The organism is Aeromonas sp. 82P (genome assembly GCF_051919365.1).
Taxonomy (GTDB): Bacteria; Pseudomonadota; Gammaproteobacteria; order Enterobacterales; family Aeromonadaceae; genus Aeromonas; species Aeromonas veronii.
The window spans coordinates 1306994-1329552 of sequence record NZ_JBQBEV010000001.1; the positions used below are offsets into that span (position 1 = coordinate 1306994).

The 22559-nt window shown below is 57.2% G+C and carries 23 protein-coding genes and 1 pseudogene; 13 read left to right on the forward strand and 11 right to left on the reverse strand.

Annotation, left to right across the window (positions count from 1 at the left end; genetic code table 11):
- Positions 1–214: 214 nt before the first annotated feature.
- From ACTG2S_RS06135 to ACTG2S_RS06150, 4 genes are all read left to right on the forward strand, one after another.
- Entirely contained in the window at positions 215–1939 is a 1725-nt protein-coding gene (locus tag ACTG2S_RS06135) for a dipeptide ABC transporter ATP-binding protein (protein WP_005358467.1), read from the forward strand.
- 70 nt (positions 1940–2009) lie between these two features.
- Positions 2010–3566, forward strand: coding sequence for an ABC transporter substrate-binding protein (locus tag ACTG2S_RS06140; RefSeq protein ID WP_129504625.1), 1557 nt, complete (start codon positions 2010–2012; stop codon positions 3564–3566).
- A 99-nt stretch (positions 3567–3665) separates the two neighbouring features.
- Entirely contained in the window at positions 3666–4640 is a 975-nt protein-coding gene (locus ACTG2S_RS06145; RefSeq protein ID WP_005349514.1) for an ABC transporter permease, read from the forward strand.
- Positions 4641–4642: 2 nt separating this feature from the next.
- On the forward strand, positions 4643–5584 hold the full coding sequence (locus ACTG2S_RS06150) for an ABC transporter permease (protein ID WP_040068611.1): 942 nt from the start codon (positions 4643–4645) through the stop codon (positions 5582–5584).
- A gap of 127 nt (positions 5585–5711) precedes the next feature.
- Here the strand turns inward: ACTG2S_RS06150 and ACTG2S_RS06155 are convergent, their stop codons facing one another.
- Positions 5712–5927, reverse strand: coding sequence for a SlyX family protein (locus ACTG2S_RS06155; RefSeq protein ID WP_005335285.1), 216 nt, complete (start codon positions 5925–5927; stop codon positions 5712–5714).
- A gap of 14 nt (positions 5928–5941) precedes the next feature.
- Complete coding sequence (locus tag ACTG2S_RS06160) at positions 5942–6910, reverse strand: hypothetical protein (protein WP_021230804.1); 969 nt, start codon at positions 6908–6910, stop codon at positions 5942–5944.
- Positions 6911–7028: 118 nt separating this feature from the next.
- Here ACTG2S_RS06160 and fkpA point away from each other — a divergent pair, with 118 nt between their 5' ends.
- Entirely contained in the window at positions 7029–7832 is an 804-nt protein-coding gene (gene fkpA, locus ACTG2S_RS06165; protein ID WP_005335283.1) for an FKBP-type peptidyl-prolyl cis-trans isomerase, read from the forward strand.
- Between the two features lie 151 nt (positions 7833–7983).
- Positions 7984–9390 (forward strand): sigma-54-dependent transcriptional regulator, encoded by a 1407-nt coding sequence (locus ACTG2S_RS06170; RefSeq protein ID WP_274160183.1) that lies wholly within the window; start codon positions 7984–7986, stop codon positions 9388–9390.
- Between the two features lie 54 nt (positions 9391–9444).
- Here the strand turns inward: ACTG2S_RS06170 and ACTG2S_RS06175 are convergent, their stop codons facing one another.
- From ACTG2S_RS06175 to ACTG2S_RS06190, 4 genes are all read right to left on the reverse strand, one after another.
- On the reverse strand, positions 9445–10314 hold the full coding sequence (locus ACTG2S_RS06175) for a tetratricopeptide repeat protein (RefSeq protein WP_201945767.1): 870 nt from the start codon (positions 10312–10314) through the stop codon (positions 9445–9447).
- A 112-nt stretch (positions 10315–10426) separates the two neighbouring features.
- Positions 10427–10762: a hypothetical protein gene (locus ACTG2S_RS06180; protein ID WP_005335280.1), complete on the reverse strand. Its 336-nt coding sequence runs from the start codon at positions 10760–10762 to the stop codon at positions 10427–10429.
- Positions 10763–10906: 144 nt separating this feature from the next.
- The gene (locus ACTG2S_RS06185) at positions 10907–11251 is read right to left on the reverse strand and encodes a DUF2956 domain-containing protein (RefSeq protein WP_005349520.1); all 345 of its coding nucleotides are present in this window, start codon (positions 11249–11251) and stop codon (positions 10907–10909) included.
- Positions 11252–11306: 55 nt separating this feature from the next.
- Entirely contained in the window at positions 11307–11627 is a 321-nt protein-coding gene (locus ACTG2S_RS06190; protein ID WP_234920499.1) for a 5'-nucleotidase C-terminal domain-containing protein, read from the reverse strand.
- Here ACTG2S_RS06190 and ACTG2S_RS06195 point away from each other — a divergent pair.
- Both ACTG2S_RS06195 and ACTG2S_RS06200 read left to right on the forward strand, forming a co-directional pair.
- Positions 11626–12320, forward strand: a pseudogene (locus tag ACTG2S_RS06195) (IS1 family transposase). The gene ACTG2S_RS06190 and the pseudogene ACTG2S_RS06195 sit on opposite strands and share 2 nt — an antisense overlap.
- A gap of 80 nt (positions 12321–12400) precedes the next feature.
- Positions 12401–13095, forward strand: a protein-coding gene (locus tag ACTG2S_RS06200) for an IS1 family transposase (protein WP_201945893.1) whose coding sequence is annotated in 2 segments (ribosomal slippage) — positions 12401–12647 and positions 12647–13095 — 696 coding nt in all. Because the reading frame shifts where the segments join, the coding sequence is not laid out codon by codon here.
- 95 nt (positions 13096–13190) lie between these two features.
- Here the strand turns inward: ACTG2S_RS06200 and dxs are convergent.
- From dxs to xseB, 3 genes are read right to left on the reverse strand one after another with little or no spacing between them, the layout of a single operon-like run.
- Entirely contained in the window at positions 13191–15059 is a 1869-nt protein-coding gene (gene dxs, locus ACTG2S_RS06205; RefSeq protein WP_274160184.1) for a 1-deoxy-D-xylulose-5-phosphate synthase, read from the reverse strand.
- Between the two features lie 21 nt (positions 15060–15080).
- The gene (gene ispA, locus ACTG2S_RS06210; protein WP_100646660.1) at positions 15081–15971 is read right to left on the reverse strand and encodes a (2E,6E)-farnesyl diphosphate synthase; all 891 of its coding nucleotides are present in this window, start codon (positions 15969–15971) and stop codon (positions 15081–15083) included.
- The gene (gene xseB, locus ACTG2S_RS06215; RefSeq protein ID WP_005338838.1) at positions 15972–16223 is read right to left on the reverse strand and encodes an exodeoxyribonuclease VII small subunit; all 252 of its coding nucleotides are present in this window, start codon (positions 16221–16223) and stop codon (positions 15972–15974) included. It lies immediately after the preceding gene.
- Between the two features lie 211 nt (positions 16224–16434).
- Here xseB and pomA point away from each other — a divergent pair, with 211 nt between their 5' ends.
- The 3 genes from pomA (at position 16435) to greA (ending at position 18728) form a co-directional block, all read left to right on the forward strand.
- Entirely contained in the window at positions 16435–17193 is a 759-nt protein-coding gene (gene pomA / locus ACTG2S_RS06220; protein ID WP_005358490.1) for a flagellar motor protein PomA, read from the forward strand.
- Positions 17194–17201: 8 nt separating this feature from the next.
- On the forward strand, positions 17202–18095 hold the full coding sequence (locus ACTG2S_RS06225) for a flagellar motor protein MotB (RefSeq protein WP_421346279.1): 894 nt from the start codon (positions 17202–17204) through the stop codon (positions 18093–18095).
- A 156-nt stretch (positions 18096–18251) separates the two neighbouring features.
- Positions 18252–18728 (forward strand): transcription elongation factor GreA, encoded by a 477-nt coding sequence (greA, locus tag ACTG2S_RS06230; protein ID WP_005338833.1) that lies wholly within the window; start codon positions 18252–18254, stop codon positions 18726–18728.
- Positions 18729–18804: 76 nt separating this feature from the next.
- Here greA and ACTG2S_RS06235 read toward each other — a convergent pair whose 3' ends face one another.
- Positions 18805–19386, reverse strand: a complete 582-nt coding sequence (locus ACTG2S_RS06235; RefSeq protein ID WP_043822834.1) for a hypothetical protein — start codon at positions 19384–19386, stop codon at positions 18805–18807.
- Between the two features lie 103 nt (positions 19387–19489).
- Entirely contained in the window at positions 19490–19786 is a 297-nt protein-coding gene (yhbY, locus tag ACTG2S_RS06240; protein ID WP_005338829.1) for a ribosome assembly RNA-binding protein YhbY, read from the reverse strand.
- 97 nt (positions 19787–19883) lie between these two features.
- Between yhbY and rlmE the strand changes: the two genes are divergently transcribed.
- Both rlmE and ftsH read left to right on the forward strand, forming a co-directional pair.
- Complete coding sequence (rlmE, locus tag ACTG2S_RS06245) at positions 19884–20513, forward strand: 23S rRNA (uridine(2552)-2'-O)-methyltransferase RlmE (RefSeq protein WP_005338828.1); 630 nt, start codon at positions 19884–19886, stop codon at positions 20511–20513.
- Between the two features lie 45 nt (positions 20514–20558).
- A complete protein-coding gene (gene ftsH, locus ACTG2S_RS06250) occupies positions 20559–22505 on the forward strand; it encodes an ATP-dependent zinc metalloprotease FtsH (RefSeq protein WP_005343537.1) in 1947 nt (648 codons plus the stop codon).
- Positions 22506–22559 lie beyond the last annotated feature (54 nt).

Here is a 22559-nt window from a genome sequence, read left to right on the forward strand (position 1 = left end):
AAACATTGCGGAATTGTATAACTCAATCATTTACACCCGTGGTCAAACCGTCTAAGTTACTCGCGGGTTATTCCAAAAAAATGCAAAAAACCCGCCCGGATCGCTGGTTTCGCTGCCTCATGGATTGAGCAAATATTGCCCAAGGTAACAACCGGCATCTGCGGCTGATTTACGGACGAATTATTTGGGACGGATGTCCCCCGCAGAGGTAAACATGTCCTTGCTCGAAGTAAAGAACTTGCGGATTGAGTACCCCTCCCGCTACGGGGTACTGGCCGCGGTGAAGGATCTCTCTTTCTCTATCGAAAAGGGTGAGATTGTCGGGGTGGTCGGTGAATCCGGCGCCGGCAAGTCCACCATCGGCAACGCCGTTATCGATCTCCTGAGCCCGCCGGGTCGCATCGCCCGTGGTGATATCTATCTCAATGGCGAGCTTATCTCCGGCAAGAGCCAGAATGAGATGCGGGCCATCCGTGGCTCCCGTATCGGGTTCATCTTCCAGGACCCCATGACCTCCCTCAACCCGCTGTTCACCGTTGAGCATCAGCTGGTGGAGACCATTCTGGCCAATACCGATCTCTCTCGCGAGGCTGCTTTTGCCAAGGCGCTGGAGCTGATGGGGGCGGTGGGTATTCCGCAGCCGGAGCTGCGCATCAAGCAGTATCCGCACCAGTTCTCCGGTGGCATGCGTCAGCGGGTGGTTATCGCCATTGCGCTCTCCTGCGATCCGGAGCTGATCATCGCCGATGAGCCGACCACGGCGCTGGATGTCTCCATTCAGGATCAGATCCTCCAGCTTATCCGCGCCCTCTGCAAAGAGCGTCAGGTGGGCTGCATGCTGGTGACCCACGACATGGGCGTAGTCTCCAACGTTACCGACAAGGTGGCGGTGATGTATCGCGGCGATCTGGTGGAGTTCGGCCTGACCGAACAGGTACTGGGCAGCCCCAATCACCCCTATACCCGCAGCCTCATCTCGGCGGTCCCCCGTTCCGATGTGAAGCTGGTGCGCTTCCCGCTGGTCTCCTATATCGAGGATGCCAGTGCGCCGGATACCAATATCGACCTCAAGACCCACTGGCTCGGCCAGAGTCAGGACGAGCGTGCCTATGAAGGGGCGCTGCTGCGGGTGGAGAACGTCGATCTGAAGTTCGTCACCAAGGACTCCATCTTCCCGAGCCGCCGCCAGTATGTGCGCGCCTGCAACAACATCAGCTTCGAGATCTTCGAAGGGGAGACCTTCGGTCTGGTGGGGGAATCGGGCTCCGGCAAATCGACTATTGCCCGCGCCATCACCGGTCTCTATCCGCCTGATACCGGCAAAATCTTCTTTGAGGGGATCGATCTGACAGCTCTCAAGAGCGAGCGCGAGCGTCGCCCGCTGCGTCGCCAGATGCAGATGGTGTTCCAGAACCCCTATTCGTCGATGAACCCGCGGATGAAGGTGCGCGACATCATTGCCGAGCCGATCCGCTTCCATCAGCTGGCGAGCAGTGAGAGCCAGATTGAGGGGATTGTCGGCGATCTGCTGGATCACGTGGGTCTCGGTCGTGGTGCCGGGGTCAAGTATCCCCACGAGTTCTCCGGCGGTCAGCGCCAGCGTATCTCCATTGCCCGCGCCCTGGCCACTCGCCCGCGCTTCCTCATCTGCGACGAGCCGACCTCGGCACTGGATGTGTCGGTGCAGGCCCAGATCCTCAACCTGCTCAAGGATCTGCAGCAGGAGCTCAAGCTCACCATGCTGTTTATCAGCCACGATCTGCCGGTGATCCGCCAGATGTGCGACCGCATCGGGGTGATGCAGCACGGTCATCTGGTGGAAGTGGCCGAGACCGAGAAACTCTTTACCAATGCCGAGCATGAGTACAGCCGCAAGCTGATCTCCCTCATGCCGGAGTTCAAGGGAATGTCCCGCGAGGGGCTGGAAATCGCAAGCTAGGAGAGCGCCGGAGCGCCGGTCTGCTTGTCAAAAAAAGTGTCATAAGAAAGCCAAAAGCATGGAGAACAAGATGAAGAAAGGATTGTCCAAGATTGCCCTGGCGCTGTTTGCCGCCGGTTTCGCCTTCAGTGTCTCAGCCGCTGATATCAAGGTGGGTGTCGCTTCTGACGCCACTTCGCTGGATCCGCAGGAGCAGCTCTCCGGTCAGACCCTGGAGATGTCGCATCTGGTATTCGATCCCCTGATGCGTTACACCCAGGACCTGCAGTTCGAGCCCCGTCTGGCCGAGAAGTATGAGCGTATTGACGACAAGACCGTCCGCTTCCACCTGCGCAAGGGTGTCAAGTTCCACTCCGGTAACGATTTTACCGCCGATGATGTGGTGTGGACCGTTAACCGCCTGAAATCCTCCGTCGACTTCAAGGCGATCTTCGATCCCATCAGCGAAGTGAAGAAGGTGGATGACTACACCGTCGATCTCGTCACCGCCAAGCCGTTCCCGCTGGTGCTGCAGACCGTCACCTACATCTTCCCGATGGACTCCAAGTTCTATACCGGCAAGACCGAAGCGGGCAAAGACAAGGCCGAGATCGTCAAAAACGGCGACTCCTACGCCTCTACCCACGTCTCCGGTACTGGCCCGTTCACCGTCAAGTTCCGCGAGCAGGGTGTGAAGCTGGATTATGCCCGCAACGCCAACTACTGGGACAAAGCCTCCAAGGGTAACGTCGAGAACCTGACCGTGGTGCCGATCAAGGAAGATGCGACCCGTGTTGCAGCCCTGCTGGGTGGCGACGTGGACATGATCTATCCGGTTGCGCCGAACGATCTGGAGCGCGTGAAGAATGGCAAGGACTCCCAGCTGGTCACCCTGTCCGGTACCCGCGCCATCATCATCGAGCTGAACCAGAACACTAATCCGGCGCTGAAAGACAAGCGCGTGCGTCAGGCGATCAACTACGCCATCAACCAGGTGGGTATCGTCGAGAAGATCAACAAGGGCTTCGGTACCCCTGCTGGTCAGCTGAGCCCGAAAGGCTATGCCGGTCACAACGAGGCGCTGGTACCCCAGTATGATCTGGCCAAGGCCAAGGAGCTGATGAAGGAAGCCGGTTACGAAAAAGGCTTCAAGATGACCTTCATCTCCCCGGCTGCCCGCTACGTCAACGACGTCAAGATTGCCCAGGCTGTCTCCGCCATGCTGGCCAAGATCAACATCAAGGTGGATCTGAAGACCATGCCGGTGGCCCAGTACTGGCCCGAGTTTGACAAGTGTGCCGCAGACATGCAGCTGATCGGCTGGCACTCCGACACTGAAGATACCGCGAACTTCTTCGAGTTCCTGACCTTCACCAAGGACGCCAAGACCGGTATGGGTCAGTACAACTGCGCCGGTTATGCCAATGCCGAAGCTGACAAGCTGGTGATGGATGCCAACGCCGAGACCGATCCGGCCAAGCGTGCCGAGATGCTGAAGAAGGTCGAAGCCATGCTGATCGAAGATGCTGCCTACGTGCCGTTGCACTGGGAAGATCTGGCCTATGGCGCCAAGAAGAACGTCGACATCAAGCCGGTGGTCAACGTGATGAACTTCCCTTACCTGGGTGACCTGGTGGTCAGCAAGTAAGAGAACGTCGCAAGGAAGGACGGGGCGGGGTGGTCAGCTGGCCACTCCGCCCACTAACAGAAGCCTGTGCCACGACACAGGCCACGTAGAAGGACAAGCATGTTTACATTCCTGCTGAAACGGTTCTATCAGGCCGTGATAGTGATGTTCGTCATCAGCCTGGTCGCCTTCTCCATCCAGGACAACCTGGGTGACCCGTTGCGCGAGCTGGTGGGACAATCCGTCTCCGAAGCCCAGCGTCACGAGTTGCGCGAGAAGATGGGCCTTAACGATCCCTTCCTCATCAAATACAGCCGCTTTTTGAAAAATGCGGTGCATGGGGATTTGGGCACCTCCTATTTCTTCAAGCGACCCGCTCTCGAGGTGATCCTCGACAAGCTGGTGGCTACCCTTGAGCTGGTGTTTGCCGCCGCGCTCATCATCGTGGTGGTCTCCATTCCACTCGGTGTCTATTCGGCGATCCGCCCGCGCAGCATTCCCACCAAGATCATCATGGCAGGGAGCAGTATCGGTATCTCGATCCCGGTATTTTTGACCGCCATCATGCTGATGTACCTCTTCTCCATCCAGCTGGGCTGGCTGCCGGCCTATGGCCGCGGCGAGACCCGTAACCTGCTGGGCTGGGAGTCGGGCTTCTTTACCTGGGACGGCATCCTGCACCTGATCCTGCCGGCGGTGTCGCTCTCTTCCATCATGTTGCCGCTGTTTATCCGGTTGGTGCGCTCCGAGATGCTGGAGCAGCTCTCCTCCGAATACGTCAAGTTCGCCCGAGCCAAGGGGCTGGACAACAACAAGGTCTACTATCAGCACGCTCTGAAGAACACCATGCTGCCGGTCATTACCGTCGGCGGGGTGCAGATCGGCACCATGGTGGCCTACACCATTCTGACCGAGAGCGTGTTCCAGTGGCCGGGCACCGGCTTCCTGTTCCTTGAGGCGATCCACCGGGTCGATACGCCCCTCATCACCGCCTACGTCATCTTCGTGGGACTGATCTTCGTGGTGACCAATACCCTGGTCGATCTGCTCTACGGGTTGATTAACCCGACCGTTAACCTGACTGCCAAGGGGTAAGCATGAGTAACGCTGTAACTGCAAGCCCAAGCCGTTGGGCACGATTCAAGAACTCTGACATCGTCTACTACTTCCTGCGGGACAAGGTAGCCATGTTCAGCTTTGCGGTGTTCGTGGTATTTGTGCTGGCGGCGCTGCTGGCCCCCTGGCTCGCCCCGCACAACGTCTATGACCAGACCAGTTTTGATCTGATGGATGCCGAGTTGCCCCCCTCCTGGCTCGAAGGTGGCGAGGAGCGCTTCTGGCTCGGTACCGACAATCAGGGGCGGGATATCTGGAGCACCATCCTCTATGGCGCCCGTATCTCCCTCACTATCGGTCTGTTTGCGGTGGCGCTGCAGCTGGTGCTCGGTATCGTCATCGGTCTGATTGCCGGTTACTTCGGTGGTCGCATCGACAACCTGCTGATGCGCTTTGCTGATGTGCAGCTGTCGTTCTCCACCATGATGGTGGCGATCATCATCTCCGCCATCTTTCAGGCAACATTTGGCTCCGAGTTTTACTCGAAGTTTGCCATCATGATGCTGGTGGTGATCATCGGGATCGCCGAGTGGCCGCAGTACGCCCGTACCGTGCGCGCCTCTGTGCTGGCGGAGAAGAAGAAGGAGTATGTGGAAGCGGCCAAGGTGATGGGATTCCGCGCCCCGCGCATCATGTTCCGCCACATTCTGCCCAACTGCCTGTCGCCCATTCTGGTCATCTCCACCGTGCAGGTGGCCAACGCCATCATGAGTGAAGCTGCACTCTCCTTCCTCGGTCTGGGGATGCCGGTTGATCAGCCCTCGCTCGGTTCGCTTATCAGCGTCGGCTTCAACTACATCTTCTCCGGCTCCTGGTGGATCACCGCCTTCCCGGGAATCTGTCTGGTGGTGCTGGTGCTGGTCATCAATCTGCTGGGTGACTGGCTGCGGGATGTGTTTAACCCCAAGATCTACAAAGGTTAACGCGGGCCGACTCTGAGGTGCCGAGTCGCAGCTGTTAGGCCATTTGGATGAAAAAAATCCGAAACCGGTTTAGCCGGTTTCGGATTTTTATTGGTCTTGAGCAGACAGCTTGTTGATTGCACACCCATCAGTAGTGCGGCGGCGGGGTCTCTTCGGCCATGCTGGCAATCTGGCTGGGCTGTACGCTTTGTAGTTTGTCGATCAGCAGCTGGATCTGGTATTTGAGCCGATCGAGTTCACGGCCCTGGGTAGTTACCTCGTCGTTGAGCTGCTCTATGGTGTACTCCGCATAGGCGAGACGGGTTTCCAGGGTTTCGATGCGATCGTTAAGTTGCTGACTCATGGGCCTTCGGGTCCTTACTTGATTGTCCAGATTTCGGCCAGACCACTGGAGCTGGCACTGACAAGGTGGCTATTGTCGCGCAAAGCGACGCCGTAGACCACTGCGCTGGGCGGTTTCACCTTGGGTTGCGGCGAGACGCGCCAGCTCTGCAGCAGGGCACCATCGCTCACTTGCCACAGGGAGAGCTGACGGGAAGGGGCGCCAGTGATCAGCCACTTGCCATCGTTGGCAAAGCGGGCGCTGGTGTAGACCTCGAAGCGGTGATCATATTGCAGCTGACTCACCTCTTTGCCGGTTTTCAGATCCCAGATGCTGGCCCGGCTGCTGTCGGCGGTGAAGGCGTAGCGGCCGCTCGGCTCCAGTCTGGCCATGATCACCCGGCCACCATGGTTGAAGCGCCAAATTACCTGCCCGCTACGGGTATCCCACAGATAGGCGCTGTAGTCGTTGCCGCCGGTCAGGGCGTAGCGACCGTTGGCGGAGAGATCCACGGTATTGACCTGTTCGGTGTGCCCCAGAAACTGCAGGCGCCGACCGCTTCGGGTATCGAGCCACTCGGCCTTGCCATCTTCCCGACCTATCAGCACATAACGACCGTCGGCAGAGAGCGCGATGTCCCTCAGCCTGGATTCAGGAAGTGAGTAGTAGCCTTGTGATTGCCCGTCGTTCAGCCGCCAGGTAGCAAAGGTGTCTGGGGTGGCGGTGACGGCATGGCTGTTGCCTTCGGAAAAACGGGTAATGAATACCAGATCATCCGCCGAGTCGGATTGCTTCCAGCGCCAGCGTTGACGGTTCTGTTCCAGATCCCAGACGATGATGCCCTGGCTGATGCTGGAGACGATGGCCTGCTTGCCATCACTGGAGAGATCTGCGGTCAGCAGACCCGTGCTGGCGAGGGTCATTTGCTGGTTGGGTTGGGAGCTCTGCTCGCAACCGGTGAGCATTAAACAGAGGCTCACCAGATAAATGGCACTTTTTATCATTTTTGCGGTCTCACGCTTTTGTTACCTGCGATCACGGCGTTAGTATAAGGCGCTTATCACGATAAACCTCTCATTTCACGATGGAACCGAGAGCGGTATTTGGAGTTTGGAGAAACTGATGAACAAATTTCTGAAGGTGTCCCTGTTGGCGGCGGCCGTTGCCGTCGGTCTGACTGCTTGCCAAAAAGACGAGAAGCCTGCTGCGGCCAATACCGCCGAAGTGAAGGCAGAAGCCAGCAAGCCGGCAGAGGCGACCAAGGCCGAAGCCAAGAGCTTTGAAGAGCAATCTGGCTACGCAATTGGCCTCTCCATGGGTCGTTACATCGCCAATACCCTGGAGCGTCAGCAGGAACTGGGCATCAAACTGGACAACGCCGTGATCCTGAAAGGGGTGACTGACGGTCTGGGCAAAGAAGCCAAGATGACTGATGAAGAGATCCAGAAGGTACTGCAGGATTACGACGCCAAGATCAACGAGCTGACCAAGGCCAAGGCCGAGAAAGACGCCGTTGAGAATCTGAAGAAGGGCGAAGAGTTCCTGGCTGCCAACGCCAAGAAAGAGGGTGTGAAGAGCACTGAATCCGGCCTGCAATACGTGGTCGAGAAGATGGGCACTGGCGCCAAGCCGAAATCTACCGATATCGTCAAGGTTCACTACACCGGTACCCTGACTGATGGCACCAAGTTCGACAGCTCCGTCGATCGCGGCGAGCCGGCTACCTTCCCGCTCAACCAGGTTATCCCGGGTTGGACCGAAGGCGTGCAGCTGATGCCGGTTGGCTCCAAGTTCAAGTTCTTCCTGCCGTCCAAGCTGGCCTATGGCGAGCACGGTGCAGGCTCCATCCCGGCGAACGCCGTGCTGGTGTTTGACGTTGAGCTGCTGGCTATCGAGAAGCCGACTGCTGACGACGCCAAGAAGTAATCCCTTCTTGTAGTTAAAAACGGCTCCTTAAGGAGCCGTTTTTACTTGTGTATTCCCTGCAATCGCGGGATAACAGAGCTGTCTTGGCGTTGGGTTTGCGCGCGAAAATAAGGCAAAATAGATCGCAGAATCAAATACAAGGATGAGTCCAGTGGCTGAAAATAAATCGCGTGTCCTGCTGGTGGAAGATACCCGTAGTCTGGCGGTGGTCTATGAACAGTACCTGCGCCAGGAGGGGTATGAGGTGGTGCTGGCCGACTGTGGTCAGCAAGCGTTGGCGCAGTTGCTGGCAAGTCCTCCCCCCGTGGTGCTGCTGGATCTGGAGCTGCCGGATATGTCCGGTATGGATATTCTGCAAATGATCACCGAACAGCAGTTGCCTTGCTCTGTGGTGGTGATCACCGCTCACGGCTCAGTGGATGTGGCGGTGGAGGCGATGCGCCTCGGTGCCTTCGATTTTCTGACCAAGCCGTTTGACAGCAAGCGGCTCTGCGCCACCGTTCGCAATGCCTTGAAACACCAGCAGTTGAGCTCGCTGGTTGCCCACTATCGGGAAAACTTCGAGCGCAGCTCCTTCTTCGGTTTTATCGGTGCTTCCATGTCGATGCAGGCGGTCTATCGCATCATCGAGAGCGCGGCGCCCAGCAAGGCGACCGTCTTTATCACTGGCGAGAGCGGTACCGGCAAAGAGGTGTGTGCCGAGGCGATTCACCAGTGCAGTCCCCGCAGCGAGCAGCCCTTTATTGCCCTCAACTGTGCCGCCATTCCCCATGATTTGATGGAGAGCGAGATCTTCGGTCATGTGAAGGGCTCTTTTACCGGTGCCCAGGGGGATCGCAAGGGGGCGGCCAGTCTGGCCGATGGCGGTACCCTGTTTCTCGACGAGATCTGCGAGATGGACCTGGATCTGCAGAGCAAGCTGCTGCGCTTTATCCAGACCGGCACAGTGCAGCGAGTCGGCAGCGGCAAGCTCGAGACGGTGGATGTGCGCTTTATCTGCGCCACCAACCGGGATCCGCTGGTGGAGGTGAAAGCGGGCCGTTTTCGCGAGGATCTCTACTATCGGCTCCACGTCATTCCCCTCACCCTGCCGCCGCTGCGGGAGCGGGGCGAGGATATCCTGCTGCTGGCGCGTACCCTGTTGCAGAGCTACGCCAAGGAGGAGAACAAACGCTTCAAGGATTTCGATGTCGAGGCGGCGCGAGTGCTGCTCGACTACCCCTGGCCTGGAAACGTACGCGAGTTGCAAAACGTGGTGCGCAATATCGTGGTGCTCAACGATAAGGAGCTGGTGAGCACGGATATTCTGCCGCCACCGCTCAATGGGGTGCGTCCCCAGCTGCCGGCTGCGATTGCGGCAGCGGTGGCATCGGCTCCGGCCGCCACTGGCGTGGCCAACGGGCCAATTCGTCCGCTCTGGCTGGTGGAAAAAGAGGTGATTGAACAGGCCATCGCCAGCTGTGACGGCAATATTCCCAAGGCGGCGGCACTGCTCGAGATCAGCCCCTCCACCATTTACCGTAAAAAGCAGGGGTGGGAGGAGTCCAATCGGGCCTGAACCATCTTGCCAGCAGAAAGGGCGGCTAGTGTGCCGCCCTTGCTATTTTGGGGATCAGAGTTTGGCGAGGCGCTTGAGGCGGGCCAGTCGCTCCCCCTCGTTGGCGCTGAACCAGCGGTCCTGTGACAGCAGAAACCAGGCGCGGGAGAAGTATTCCGCGGCCAGCGGATCGTCCAGCACCAAGGCATTCTCCCCCAGCTCCTCGAACAGATAACCATCCTCAGGTTCGCCAGCCTCGGCCATATCGGCCTTGAGCAGGTGCAGCTCTGCCAGCGCCTGCTGGTGCTGACCCTGGGCCCGAGTCAGGCGAGCCAGACTCCAGCGAGCGATAAACGCCTTGGCCGGCTGGTTATGCTGCAGATGCCAGGCCAGGCACTTCTGTTGCTGGATTTTCGCCTCATCAAAGCGGCCCAATTCGAACAGGGTCCAGCCCTGATTGTTGTAAAGGGGAGCCAGCCAGCCACGCACCTTCTCGTCACTGCTGCGTTCCGCCAGCTCCATTGCCAGTTGATGCCAGCGGCTCTGCTCTTCCAGCGGCGCAGCGATGGCGATCATGTGGGCGGCGTCGATGGCGAGATAGGTCTCCTTCTCCTTGAGCCCCCATTGCCAGGCTTGTTCAAACAGCGGTTTGGCTCTGGCTTTGTCGCCCGCCGAGTTAAAGGTGCGGCCTCGCTCCAGCAGGGCCCGGATCCAGGCTCTGGGGGTTTTGTCGGTGAGGCGAGGCGCTATCTCGTCGAGCAGCTGATGGGCTTCGGCAAACTGGCGCTGCAGCGAGTGGGTGCGGGCAATTTGGGTCAGCAACTCCAGCTCGAGTTGCAGGTCGGCAGCGGCGCGCGCTTCGGGAAGACGGGTGTGAAAACGCAGGGCGCTGGCGGCGGGATCCTGATAATCCCACAGCGCCATGAAATCGGGCGGATTGTCCATTTGGCCTCCTTGCTGGTTATCCTGTCACCAAGATGCCTGCAGGCCATTGTTTGTACAAGGGGCGCCCGTCACAGAGCGCCCCTTGAGCCATGCTAACGGCTGTGCCAGTCGGTCAGTAGACCATGGCCAGGCTCATCAGCATCAGACCGAGGGCGGCAAAGGCCCCCTCCTTGATCGCGAGCCGTGGCACCAGCGCCTTGGGTAGGGCCGGAAACAGGCTCAGGGCAAAGCCAAGGCCCGGCATCAACCAGTGGAATGCCGGATCGCGCAGGGTGGGATCGGCGGCTCCATTGATGATGATCAGTAAAATAAACAGGGTGAAGGCGGGGAGGATAAACCAGCGTACCCCACCGGCGGCGACCGCCCGCAGCGGCGAAATGCGATAGAGCAGCATGGTCACAAGGAACAGAACAAAAGGGGCCAGCAGATAGAGCGGAGCGGGGTTCATAACATCTTTCCTGAAAACTGATCGTCAAAAAACCGATTGTCCGGTGCAAGAGGCGCGGGATTTAACCACTCTTCGCAGGTAATCACCAGCAGCCCGGGCCCGGGCTGTGAAGAGGATCTCGGATAAAGGTTTGCTAGCGCACTCTTAGTGCAACCAGAACCAGGCTGCAGCAAATCCCAGCCAGCTCAGCACCAGCAATATCCAGGGCAGGGGATGCTGATGGCTTACTTCAACCAGCTCCAGCTGATCGTCTTGTTCCTCGGTTTGTGGCGCGCCCTGTGGCTGCCTGGCTTTGGCCTGCAATTTTTTCTGGCGGCTCGCTTCACGGGCCCGCGCCTTCATCTGCTTCTTGTACTCGTCGATGCCTTTCTGGATCCCTTGCGCGATAAGCTGGGTCTGCTCCTTGGTCTGCCCCGGCTTCTGGTTGGCACGGGCAATTTTCATCGCCTCCTGCTGGGTCTCGGGGGAAATCTTGTCGTACTTGGCCATCAAATCATCTCCTCGGGCATGGCTGGCTGGGGAGTATGCCATAAAAACGGCGCCCTCAGGCGCCGTTGAATTTGATTGCTAGCTTAGATATCAAGGTTTGTAGTAGGTGACGGTAGGGTAGGGCAGTGAGATTTCCTTGTGCTTCTGCATATTCCATAAACATTTCATTTTCACCTATGCCCGAGTCAACGTAGTCCCCTTTGTTGGGTAAGTCTTCACGCTTGAGCAGACTGTTATAGCCGTCCTTACCTGCCGCGATATAAGTATTGGAGGCAATACGATAAACTTTCTGGTCATCCAGTGGTATCCAATTGCCGGTGATGCATCCGATCGGTTGAGTTGATATGATGAACTCTTTTGAGACCGACAGCTTCATGGCATCCATCACCGTCCACTGTCCTCGTTGCAATTCTGACCACGTATATCGCCATGGGAAGACCCCTGCCGGCCATGTTCGCTATCGTTGCCCTGTCTGTCCGCACGTGTTTCAGCTCACCTACACCTATGAAGCCCGCAAGCCTGGCGTCAAAGACAAGATTGTTGATATGGCGTTCAACAGCTCAGGTGTTCGTGATACTGCTCGCGTCCTCAAGATTGGCATCAACACCGTCATACGCACCCTAAAAAACTCGCCCCAAGGCAAGTAACCTCCGAAAAGGTGTTGCTCTATGACGTGGCGCTTATCTGTGAACTTGATGAACAGTGAGCCTATGTTGGAAACAAACAGCATCAACATTGGCTTTGGTATGCCTTTGATACCAAGAGAAAACGAGTCGTGGCATATACCTTTGGCCCACGCAACGATGAGACATGCCTTCGGTTGCTGAGCCTGCTTTCTCCGTTCCAGATAGGCTTTATCACCAGTGATGATTGGGGAAGCTATGCCAGAGAGGTGCCGAGCGAGATGCATCTGACCGGGAAGATATTCACCCAGCGTATCGAGCGTAACCACCTGACGCTCAGAACGCGCATCAAGCGATTGGCTCGCAAGACCATCTGCTTCTCTCGTTCCGTTGAGCTCCACGAGAAAGTGATTTGTGCCTTTATAGAAAGACACCATTTCAACTGATTGGAGTCATTACCCTCTGAGGGGTGATGCATCCGATCGGTTGAGTTGATATGATGAACTCTTTTGAGACCGACAGCTTCATGGCATCCATCCCCGTTCACTGTCCTCGTTGCAACTCTGACCACGTATATCGCCATGGTAAGACCCCTGCTGGCCATGTTCGCTATCGTTGCCCCGTCTGTCCGCACGTGTTTCAGCTCACCTACACCTATGAAGCCCGCAAGCCTGGCGTCAAAGACAAGATTGTTGATATGGCGTTCAACGGCTCAGGTGTTCGTGATACTGCTCGCGTCCTCAAGATTGGCATCAACACCGTCATACGCACCCTAAAAAACTCGCCCCAAGGCAAGTAACCTCCGAAAAGGTGGTGCTCTATGACGTGGCGCTTATCTGTGAACTTGATGAACAGTGGGCCTATGTTGGCAACAAACAGCATCGACATTGGCTTTGGTATGCTTTTGATACCAAGAGAAAACGAGTCGTGGCATATACCTTTGGCCCACGCAACGATGAGACATGCCGTCGGTTGCTGAGCCTGCTTTCTCCGTTCCAGATAGGCTTTATCACCAGTGATGATTGGGGAAGCTATGCCAGAGAGGTGCCGAGCGAGATGCATCTGACCGGGAAGATATTCACCCAGCGTATCGAGCGTAACAACCTGACGCTCAGAATGCGCATCAAGCGATTGGCTCGCAAGACCATCTGCTTCTCTCGTTCCGTTGAACTCCACGAGAAAGTGATTGGTGCCTTTATAGAAAGACACCATTTCAACTGATTGGAGTCATTACCCTCTGAGGATGGTGGGGGCTATGTAGAAATGCCCGTCGTAGTGACTCGACGGGCATTACACATTAGCAATAAAGATATTTATCAGGCTTGCAGCCAGCTTTCGATGCTGCGCTGGATGCCTGCATCGTCCAGACCGAGCAGGGCATAGATCTCCTGCTGGGTGCCCTGTTCCACGAAGCGATCCGGCAAGCCAAGGTTGAGCACCGGCTTGCACTGTTTGCTGCGCATCAGCAGCTCGTTCACCGCCGAACCGGCGCCGCCCATGATGGCGTTGTCTTCGATGGTGACGAAGTGATCGTGGCTGGCCGCCAGCGACAGCACCAGCGCCTCATCTATCGGTTTGACGAAGCGCATGTCCACCAGAGTGGCATCCAGTGCCTCTGCGGCCGCTTTGGCGTAGTGCAGCAAGGTGCCAAACGCCAGAATGGCAGTGCCCTTGCCTTCTCGCAGGATACGCCCCTTGCCGAGCTCCAGTGCCTGCATCTCTGACGAGATGGGGACATCGCTCAGGCTGCTGCCGCGCGGGTAACGCACAGCGGCAGGGCCCTGATGGAGGTAGCCGGTATAGAGCATCTGGCGGCATTCGCTCTCGTCAGATGGCGTCATCACCACCATGTTGGGCACGGTACGCAGGAAGCTGATGTCGAACGCCCCTTGATGTGTCGGGCCATCGGCGCCCACCAGACCGGCCCGGTCGATGGCGAACAGCACCGGCAGATCTTGCAGCGCCACGTCGTGGATCACCTGATCGTAGGCGCGCTGCAGGAAGCTCGAATAGATGGCCACCACCGGCTTCTTGTCGGCGATGGCAAGACCCGCGGCGAAAGTGACCGCATGCTGCTCTGCAATGGCCACATCGAAGTAGCGATCCGGATATTGCTGGCTGAATTTCACCAGCCCCGAGCCTTCGCGCATGGCGGGGGTGATGCCGACCAGCTTTTCGTCTTTGGCCGCCATGTCGCACAGCCACTGGCCAAAGATGGCGGAGAAGGTGGGTTTGGCACTGCTCGCCTTGGGCAGGGAGCAATCGTCAGGATTGAACTTGGGCACGGCGTGATAACCGATGGGGTCTTTCTCCGCCGGCTCGTAACCCTTGCCCTTCTTGGTCTTGACGTGCAGCAGCTGCGGGCCCTTGAGGTTGCGCATGTTGCGCAGGGTCTCGACCAGCGCCTCGATATCGTGACCGTCGATGGGGCCGATATAGTTGAAGCCGAACTCCTCGAACAGGGTGCCGGGCACCACCATCCCCTTGAGGTGCTCTTCGGCCCGTTTGGCCAGCTCCTTGACCGGCGGCAGCCCCGCCAGCACCTTCTTGCCGCCTTCGCGGATGGTGGTGTAGAGCTTGCCGGACATGACCCGGGCCAGATGGTTGTTGAGCGCCCCGACATTCTCTGAGATGGACATCTCGTTGTCGTTGAGGATCACCAGCATGTCCTTGTGGACATCGCCGGCGTGGTTGAGCGCTTCAAAGGCCATCCCTGCGGTAATGGCACCATCACCGATCACTGCAACGACCTTGCGACCCAGCCCTTCACTCTCGGCGGCGACCGCCATACCGAGCGCCGCACCGATGGAGGTGCTGGAGTGGCCGACGGAGAGCACGTCGTATTCGCTCTCGCCACGCCAGGGGAAGGGGTGCAGACCATCCTTCTGCCGGATGGTGTGGATCTGGTCACGGCGCCCGGTCAGGATCTTGTGGGGATAGGCCTGATGGCCCACATCCCAGATCAGCCGATCGAACGGGGTGTTGTAGACGTAGTGCAGGGCCACGGTCAGTTCGACCGTGCCGAGACCGGAGGCAAAGTGTCCGCTGGAGCGGCTGACAGAGCGCAGCAGATATTCGCGCAGCTCGTTGCACAGCACCGGCAGCCGATCTTTGGGCAAGGAACGCAGCTCGACCGGAGTGTCCGCGAGGGCCAGGTTGGGGAAATTGCTAATATCAACGCTCATATTGTTACTGTTATCCAGCGTTTAGTGGGTTCGCTCGATGATGTAATCGGCAAACGCTTCCAGAATGTCGGTATTGTAGGGCAAGGATTGCAGGGCTGTTAAGGCTTTCCCATGCAGTTCGCGAGCCAGCTCACGGGCATTTTCGAGTCCGAGCAGGGCCGGATAGGTACTTTTCTCCAGCGCCAGGTCAGAACCTTGTGGCTTGCCCAGGGTGGCGGTATCACCTGTGATGTCGAGGATGTCATCCTGCACCTGAAAGGCGAGGCCAATCGCAGCGGCGTAGGTTTGCAGGGCAGCCAGCGTGGCGTTATCAACATCGGCTTTGCACAGAGCGCCGAGCGCCACGGCACATTCAATCAGCGCACCGGTCTTGTGGCGGTGTACCTGCTCCAGTTCGGCAAGCGTGATCTGGCGCCCTTCGGCCTGCAGATCCAGCGCCTGACCGCCACACATACCCAGATAGCCGGAGGCGCGGGCGAGGGTACTCAGCATCCGCACCCGGTTGGCCATCAAGGTATCGGGCATGGGGTGATCGGCCAGAATGGAGAACGCCAGGGTCTGCAGCGCATCACCGGCCAGAATGGCGGTTCCTTCGTCAAACGCCTTGTGAACGGTTGGCTGACCACGACGCAGGTCGTCGTTATCCATGGCGGGCAGGTCATCGTGCAGCAGGGAGTAGGCGTGGATGCACTCCACGGCAGCCGCAGGGCCATCCAGCAGTTCGCTCTTGACGCCCAGCATCTCGCCGACCGCGTAGACCAGAAACGGGCGAACCCGCTTGCCACCCAGCAGCAGGCCATAACTCATGGCATCGCGCAGGCGCGGCGCCATGGCGGGCAAGGATTCAAGTTGTGCTGACAGACAGTCGTCAATACGCTGACGATGCAGACGGGAAAAATGGTCCAGCGCCACTCACTCCTCTCCTTGTTCTGGCTGGAAGGGGGCGAGCTGGTCACTGCCATCGGCTTGACTGAGCAGGATCTGGATCTTCTGTTCGGCCAGTTCCAGCTTCTGCTGACCGGCCCGTACCAGATGAACGCCCTGCTCGAACTGCTTGAGTGCCTCTTCCAGGGGTAGGGAACCTTGTTCCAGCTGATGAACGATGGTTTCCAGCTCTTCCAGAGTGGCATCAAAACTCAGACGGTCGATTTTTTTACTGGCCATGTCCATCCTCGGGGATTGAAAAAAACGGCTTATATTAACATCGACCGTCCACAGGGGGGAGGCAGAAAAGCACTGGCTCCTCAAACTCTCGCTAAACTGGCCGATAATGAGCCATCATTCTCAGTGGATGCATGCTTGCCGCATGGGTCGCAATAGCAGAAAATTCAACAGACTATAAATAGACATAAGAACCGGTGACAGGAGTAGGGACGTGGATCTAGGCAGTCTGATAGGGATAGTGCTGGGTTTCGGGGTGGTGGTGTACGGCATGCTGCTGGGTGGCCCCATGAGCATGTATGTGGATATGCCATCGGTCTACATCACTGTATTGGGCTCAATCTTCATCGCCATGATGAAGTTCAACCTTGGCCAGTTCCTGATGGCATTCAAGGTGGCGGGCAAAGCCTTTATGTACAAGGGCGACAAGCTTGAAGATCTGATTACCAAAGCCGTTGAACTGGCTGACGCGGCTCGCAAAGGGGGGTTTTTGGCGCTGGAGGCCGCAGAGATCCCCAATGCATTTATGAAAAAAGGGATCGACATGCTGGTGGATGGTCACGATGCCGATGTGGTGCGTGCCGTGATGGAAAAGGATATCGACCTGACAGCCGAGCGCCATGTCATTGCCATCAAGGTCTTCCGTACCCTTGGGGATCTGGGTCCTGCCATGGGGATGATAGGTACGTTGGTGGGCCTGGTGGCCATGCTGGCCAACATGAGTGACCCCAAGTCGATCGGGCCGGCGATGGCGGTGGCCTTGCTTACCACTCTGTACGGTGCGATAGAGGCCAATATGTTGGCGATCCCGATTGCCGACAAGCTGGAGCTGCGCAGCGGGGAGGAGAAGCTCAGTCGTACCCTGATCCTTGATGCCATTATGGGGATTCAGGATGGTCAGAACCCGCGGGTGATTCAGTCCATGCTGCAAAACTATCTGAACCAGTCCAAACGTAATACCGGCACCGAATAGGGGGCGTTATGTCTGATTGCAAGTGCCCGCCACCAGGGCTCCCTGGTTACATGGGAACCTTTGCCGACCTGATGTCGCTGCTGATGTGCTTCTTCGTGCTGTTGCTCTCCTTTGCCGAGATGGATGTGCAGAAGTTCAAGCAGATAGCCGGTTCCATGGACAAGGCATTCGGGGTACAGAACATCCTTGAGGTGAAAGATATTCCCAAGGGAACCTCGGTGATTGCCCAGGAGTTCAGGCCCGGTCGCCCGGAACCCACGCCGATTGATACCGTGATGCAGCAGACCATCGATCTGACCCAGACCGAACTGGAGTTTCTGCCCGGCGAATCGGATCAGGCCGGTGGTCAGGACCAGAGTGATGGCAAGCAGACGGGGGGCGATACCGCGCAGGATGCGAAGAAGGCGCAAGAACAGTCCAATACCCTGGCCAAAGCCCTCGCCGAGCAGATGAAAGATCAGATCCAGGATGGCGCCATCGAAATTGAGGCGCTGGGCCAGCAGATCATCATCCGGATCAGGGAAAAAGCGTCGTTCCCGGCCGGTTCGGCATTTCTGCAGCCCCAGTTCTGGCCGGTCATTCGCAAGGTCGCGACCCTGCTCAAGGATGTGCCGGGTGAAATCACCATCTCCGGTCACACCGACAACGTGGCGACCGAAGATGAGCTGTTCCAGTCCAACTGGGAGTTGTCGTCGCAACGGGCGGTGGCGGTGGCGCACCAGATGCTGAAGGTCCCCGGTTTTGATCAGGGGCGACTGGTGGTGCAGGGGATGGCTGATTCCCAACCATTGGTGCCCAATACCACCCCGGAAAATCGTCGGATGAACCGGCGGGTGGAGATCGCCATCATGCAGGGCAAACCGACAGTTTCGTCCCCAATTTCCGTACCGGAAGGGAAGTAAGCGAGGGGAATGCCGATGACGCAAGTGGGATCTGCATCAGGGGGCTGACGTGGATTTTGTGTTGGCTTCATATTAAGATGCCTCATCCGAACCGATTGCTGCGGCCTCCTTGCAGATGGCCGCAGTTTCTATTTTCAAGCAACCCAGGTTTCGACTATGAATCATACTCCGATGACTGTTCGCGGTGCTGAGAAGCTGCGCGAAGAGCTCGATTATCTCAAGACCGAGCTTCGTCCCCAGATTATCGAAGCGATTGCCGATGCCCGTGAGCACGGCGATCTGAAGGAAAACGCCGAATACCATGCCGCTCGCGAGCAGCAGGGGTTCTGTGAAGGCCGCATTCAGGAGATTGAAGCCAAGCTCTCCAATGCGCAGGTGATCGATGTCACCAAGATGACCAACAACGGCCGCGTTATTTTTGGCGCGACGGTGACTCTGCTCAAGAGCGAGACAGAGGAAGAGGTGGTCTACCGCATCGTGGGTGACGATGAGGCTGATATCAAACAGAACCTCATCTCTGTCAACTCTCCCATTGCCCGCGCCCTGATTGGCAAGGAAGTGGACGATGTCGCTATCGTCAAGACGCCGGGCGGTGATGTGGAATACGAAGTACTGGAAGTCGCTTACATCTAAGCGAATGCTACAGACGATGAAACAGGGGGGCTGGCGCTCCCCTGTTTGTCTTTATCTATATGATTATTGATAAAAATCAGGACAGATACGCCTCGGTAAATGCGTCCTGATGACGCTGAAACAACCAGTGGCGCAGCCGTTCGATGTTGCTCTCGCTCATTTGAAAGCTCAGTGCCCAGGTGGCATGGTCGGCATTGGCTTTGATGCGCCTTACCAGTCGTCCCTGCAGTGGAAGAGGGGCCTCTTGCTCGATGCAGAGCTCGCCGTTGATGGGGGTATCGGCCACCATGTCGGTTGGCAAATTTTCCACGATGAGGCCGTTGAGGGAGAGGCTGAGTACCTGAAACAGGCCCAGCTCGCTGCAAAGTTTGGCTTTTTGTGTGAGACGCCAGGCGCGCGGTTGCGCAAATCCCAGCTCCCTGATGACCGGTGCAGATAACCGGGGCTCGACGAAGCCATCTTCCCCTTGGGTAAAGCTCAGGGGAAAACGCAGCTGATGGCCTGCGAAGCGGGCTTCGAGTACAAGGTGTTCGGCTTTTTGCAGCAAGCCAAGCATGGGGGCATCGAGGTGACCACTCAGAACATGGGTGTCCTGATTGCTCCCCAAGTCCCGCAGCATGGCCAGCTCATCGTCGGTCAGAATAGGATGGTGAGCCATAATGCGTGTCCGGAAGTATTCATCGCAGGTTAAGGGCTTTGCGACTACTTTGGCAAGCGACTCGGGAAGAAGTGGAATAAGGAAAGAGCGATGCTCTTTCCTTTTACTTGCGGGGCAGCTGGATTTTGGGTTCGTTGGCTTGACGATAAATGGTCAGCACATGACCCATGCTTTGCACCTTGATTGAACCGGTTTCACGGACGATAGCATCCATAACCAGTTGTTTCATTTCGCGATCTTCAGAGGCAACCTTAACCTTGATCAGCTCGTGATGGTTCAGTGCCAGATCGATCTCGGCCAGTACACCTTCGGTCAGACCATGCTGACCCAGCAGGACGACAGGCTTGAGGCTATGGGCAAGGCCCTTGAGGTACTGTTTCTGTTTATTGTTGAGAATCATCGCAATTTCTTCATAAGTCAGGGTTGAAAGGGGCGTATTCTACCCCCACTTAGCCCTTAATACTAATAACCCTTGTGGTTTTTTAAAGTCGATTATCATGACCCAGAAAAAACGTTCCCCCAGTTCAACTCGCTGGTTAAAAGAACATTTCGACGATCAATACGTCAAAAAAGCCCAGAAAATGGGCCTGCGTTCTCGTGCTGTTTTCAAGATTGACGAGATCCAGGGCAAGGATCGCTTGCTGAAACATGGCATGACCGTAGTGGATTTGGGAGCTGCCCCCGGTGGTTGGTCCCAGTTCGCGGTTGAACAGGTTGGTGATTCGGGTCGCGTCATCGCATGTGACATTTTGCCGATGGATCCCATTGCTGGTGTCGATTTCCTGCAAGGGGACTTTCGGGAGGAAACTGTACTCGGCGCCTTGCTGGAACGAGTGGGCCCCGACAAGGTCGATGTCGTGATGTCTGATATGGCGCCCAACATGAGCGGTACCCAGCAGGTGGATCAGGCTCGCGCCATGTATCTGGTCGAGCTGGCGCTGGACATGTGCAATCAGGTATTGCGTAGTGACGGCAGTTTCGTAGTGAAGGTGTTTCAGGGAGAGGGCTTTGATGCCTATCTCAATGAAATTCGTAAACTTTTCTCCGCCGTCAAAATTCGTAAACCAGACTCATCCCGTGCCAGATCACGGGAAGTCTACATTGTGGCTACCGGTTTTAAACTGTAGTACCCTAACCTTCATCGTTAACTGTCAGTCTGCGAGGTTACTGATTTGAGTGACATGGCGAAAAACTTAATCCTGTGGCTGGTCATCGCCGTCGTTTTGATGTCGGTGTTCAATAGCTTCAGCCCCAGCGATACCACCAGTCGCCAGCTGGACTATTCCAGCTTCGTTAAAGAGGTGACCCAAGAGCAGATCCGTGAAGTGCGGATGGACGGTAAGGTCATTAATGGCGTCAAGCGTACTGGTGAACGATTCACCACCATCATCCCGGCGCCGGATCCCCAGCTGCTCAACGACATGCTCAATCACAATGTCAAAGTGATGGGTGAGAAGCCGGAAGAGCCGTCTCTGTTGACCTCTATCTTCATCTCCTGGTTCCCGATGCTGCTGCTGATCGGTGTCTGGGTCTTCTTCATGCGTCAGATGCAGGGCGGCGGTGGCAAAGGTGCCATGTCGTTCGGCAAGAGCAAGGCTCGCCTGATGAGCGAAGATCAGATCAAGACCACCTTTGCTGACGTTGCAGGTTGCGATGAAGCCAAGGAAGAGGTGAAGGAGCTGGTCGACTATCTGCGCGACCCGAGCAAATTCCAGAAACTGGGCGGCAAGATCCCGACCGGTGTGCTGCTGGTTGGTCCTCCCGGTACCGGTAAGACCTTGCTGGCCAAGGCCATTGCGGGCGAGGCCAAGGTGCCGTTCTTCACCATCTCAGGTTCCGATTTCGTGGAGATGTTCGTCGGTGTCGGTGCCTCACGGGTACGTGACATGTTCGAGCAGGCCAAGAAATCTTCCCCCTGCATCATCTTCATCGATGAAATTGATGCGGTCGGTCGCCAGCGTGGCGCCGGTCTGGGTGGTGGTCATGATGAACGTGAGCAGACCCTTAACCAGATGCTGGTCGAGATGGATGGCTTTGAAGGCAACGAAGGCATCATTGTCATCGCTGCGACCAACCGTCCTGACGTACTGGATCCGGCACTGCTCCGTCCGGGCCGTTTCGACCGTCAGGTTGTGGTCGGTCTGCCGGATGTCCGTGGTCGCGAGCAGATCCTGAAAGTGCACATGCGCAAAGTTCCGTTGGCGGATGACGTGAATCCGGCGCTGATTGCCCGTGGTACCCCCGGTTTCTCCGGTGCGGACTTGGCCAACCTGGTCAACGAAGCAGCCCTCTTCTCTGCTCGTGAGAGCCGCCGAGTGGTCTCCATGGCCGAGTTCGAGAAGGCCAAGGACAAGATCATGATGGGTGCGGAACGCCGCTCCATGGTGATGAAAGAGTCCGAGAAAGAGATGACTGCATATCATGAAGCCGGTCACGCCATCATTGGTCGTCTCGTTCCTGACCATGACCCGGTTTACAAGGTCTCTATCATTCCGCGCGGTCGTGCGCTGGGTGTGACCATGTATCTGCCGGAGCAGGATCGCTGGAGCCACTCCAAGCAGCATCTGGAGTCGATGATCTCCAGCCTGTATGGCGGTCGTCTGGCAGAAGAGCTGATCTATGGTGCCGAGAAGGTTTCTACTGGCGCTTCCAACGACATCGAGCGAGCGACCGACATTGCACGCAAGATGGTGACCCAGTGGGGTATGTCCGAGCGTCTCGGCCCAATGCTCTACGCGGAAGAAGATGGTGAAGTGTTCCTCGGTCGCAGCATGGCCAAGGCCAAGCACATGTCCGACGATACCGCTCGCGTTATCGATGCCGAGGTCAAGCAGGTCATCGACCGCAACTACGCCCGTTCCAAGCAGATCCTGCTGGATAACATGGACGTGTTGCACAGCATGAAAGATGCGCTGATGAAGTACGAGACCATCGACGCCAAACAGATCGATGATCTGATGGCGCGTCGCGAGGTACGTGCTCCGAGCAACTGGCATGACGAGCACGGTGATACCCCGCAAGGTGGTTCCACCGTGGCTGCCGAGGCCAAGCCTGCCGATGAGGCTGCACCGGTGGCGGATGTCACTATCGACAAAGCCAACGATGCTCCGGCCAAATAATTGTGACTCTCCAAACCCCGGGCTTGCCCGGGGTTTTTCTTTATCAGATGGACG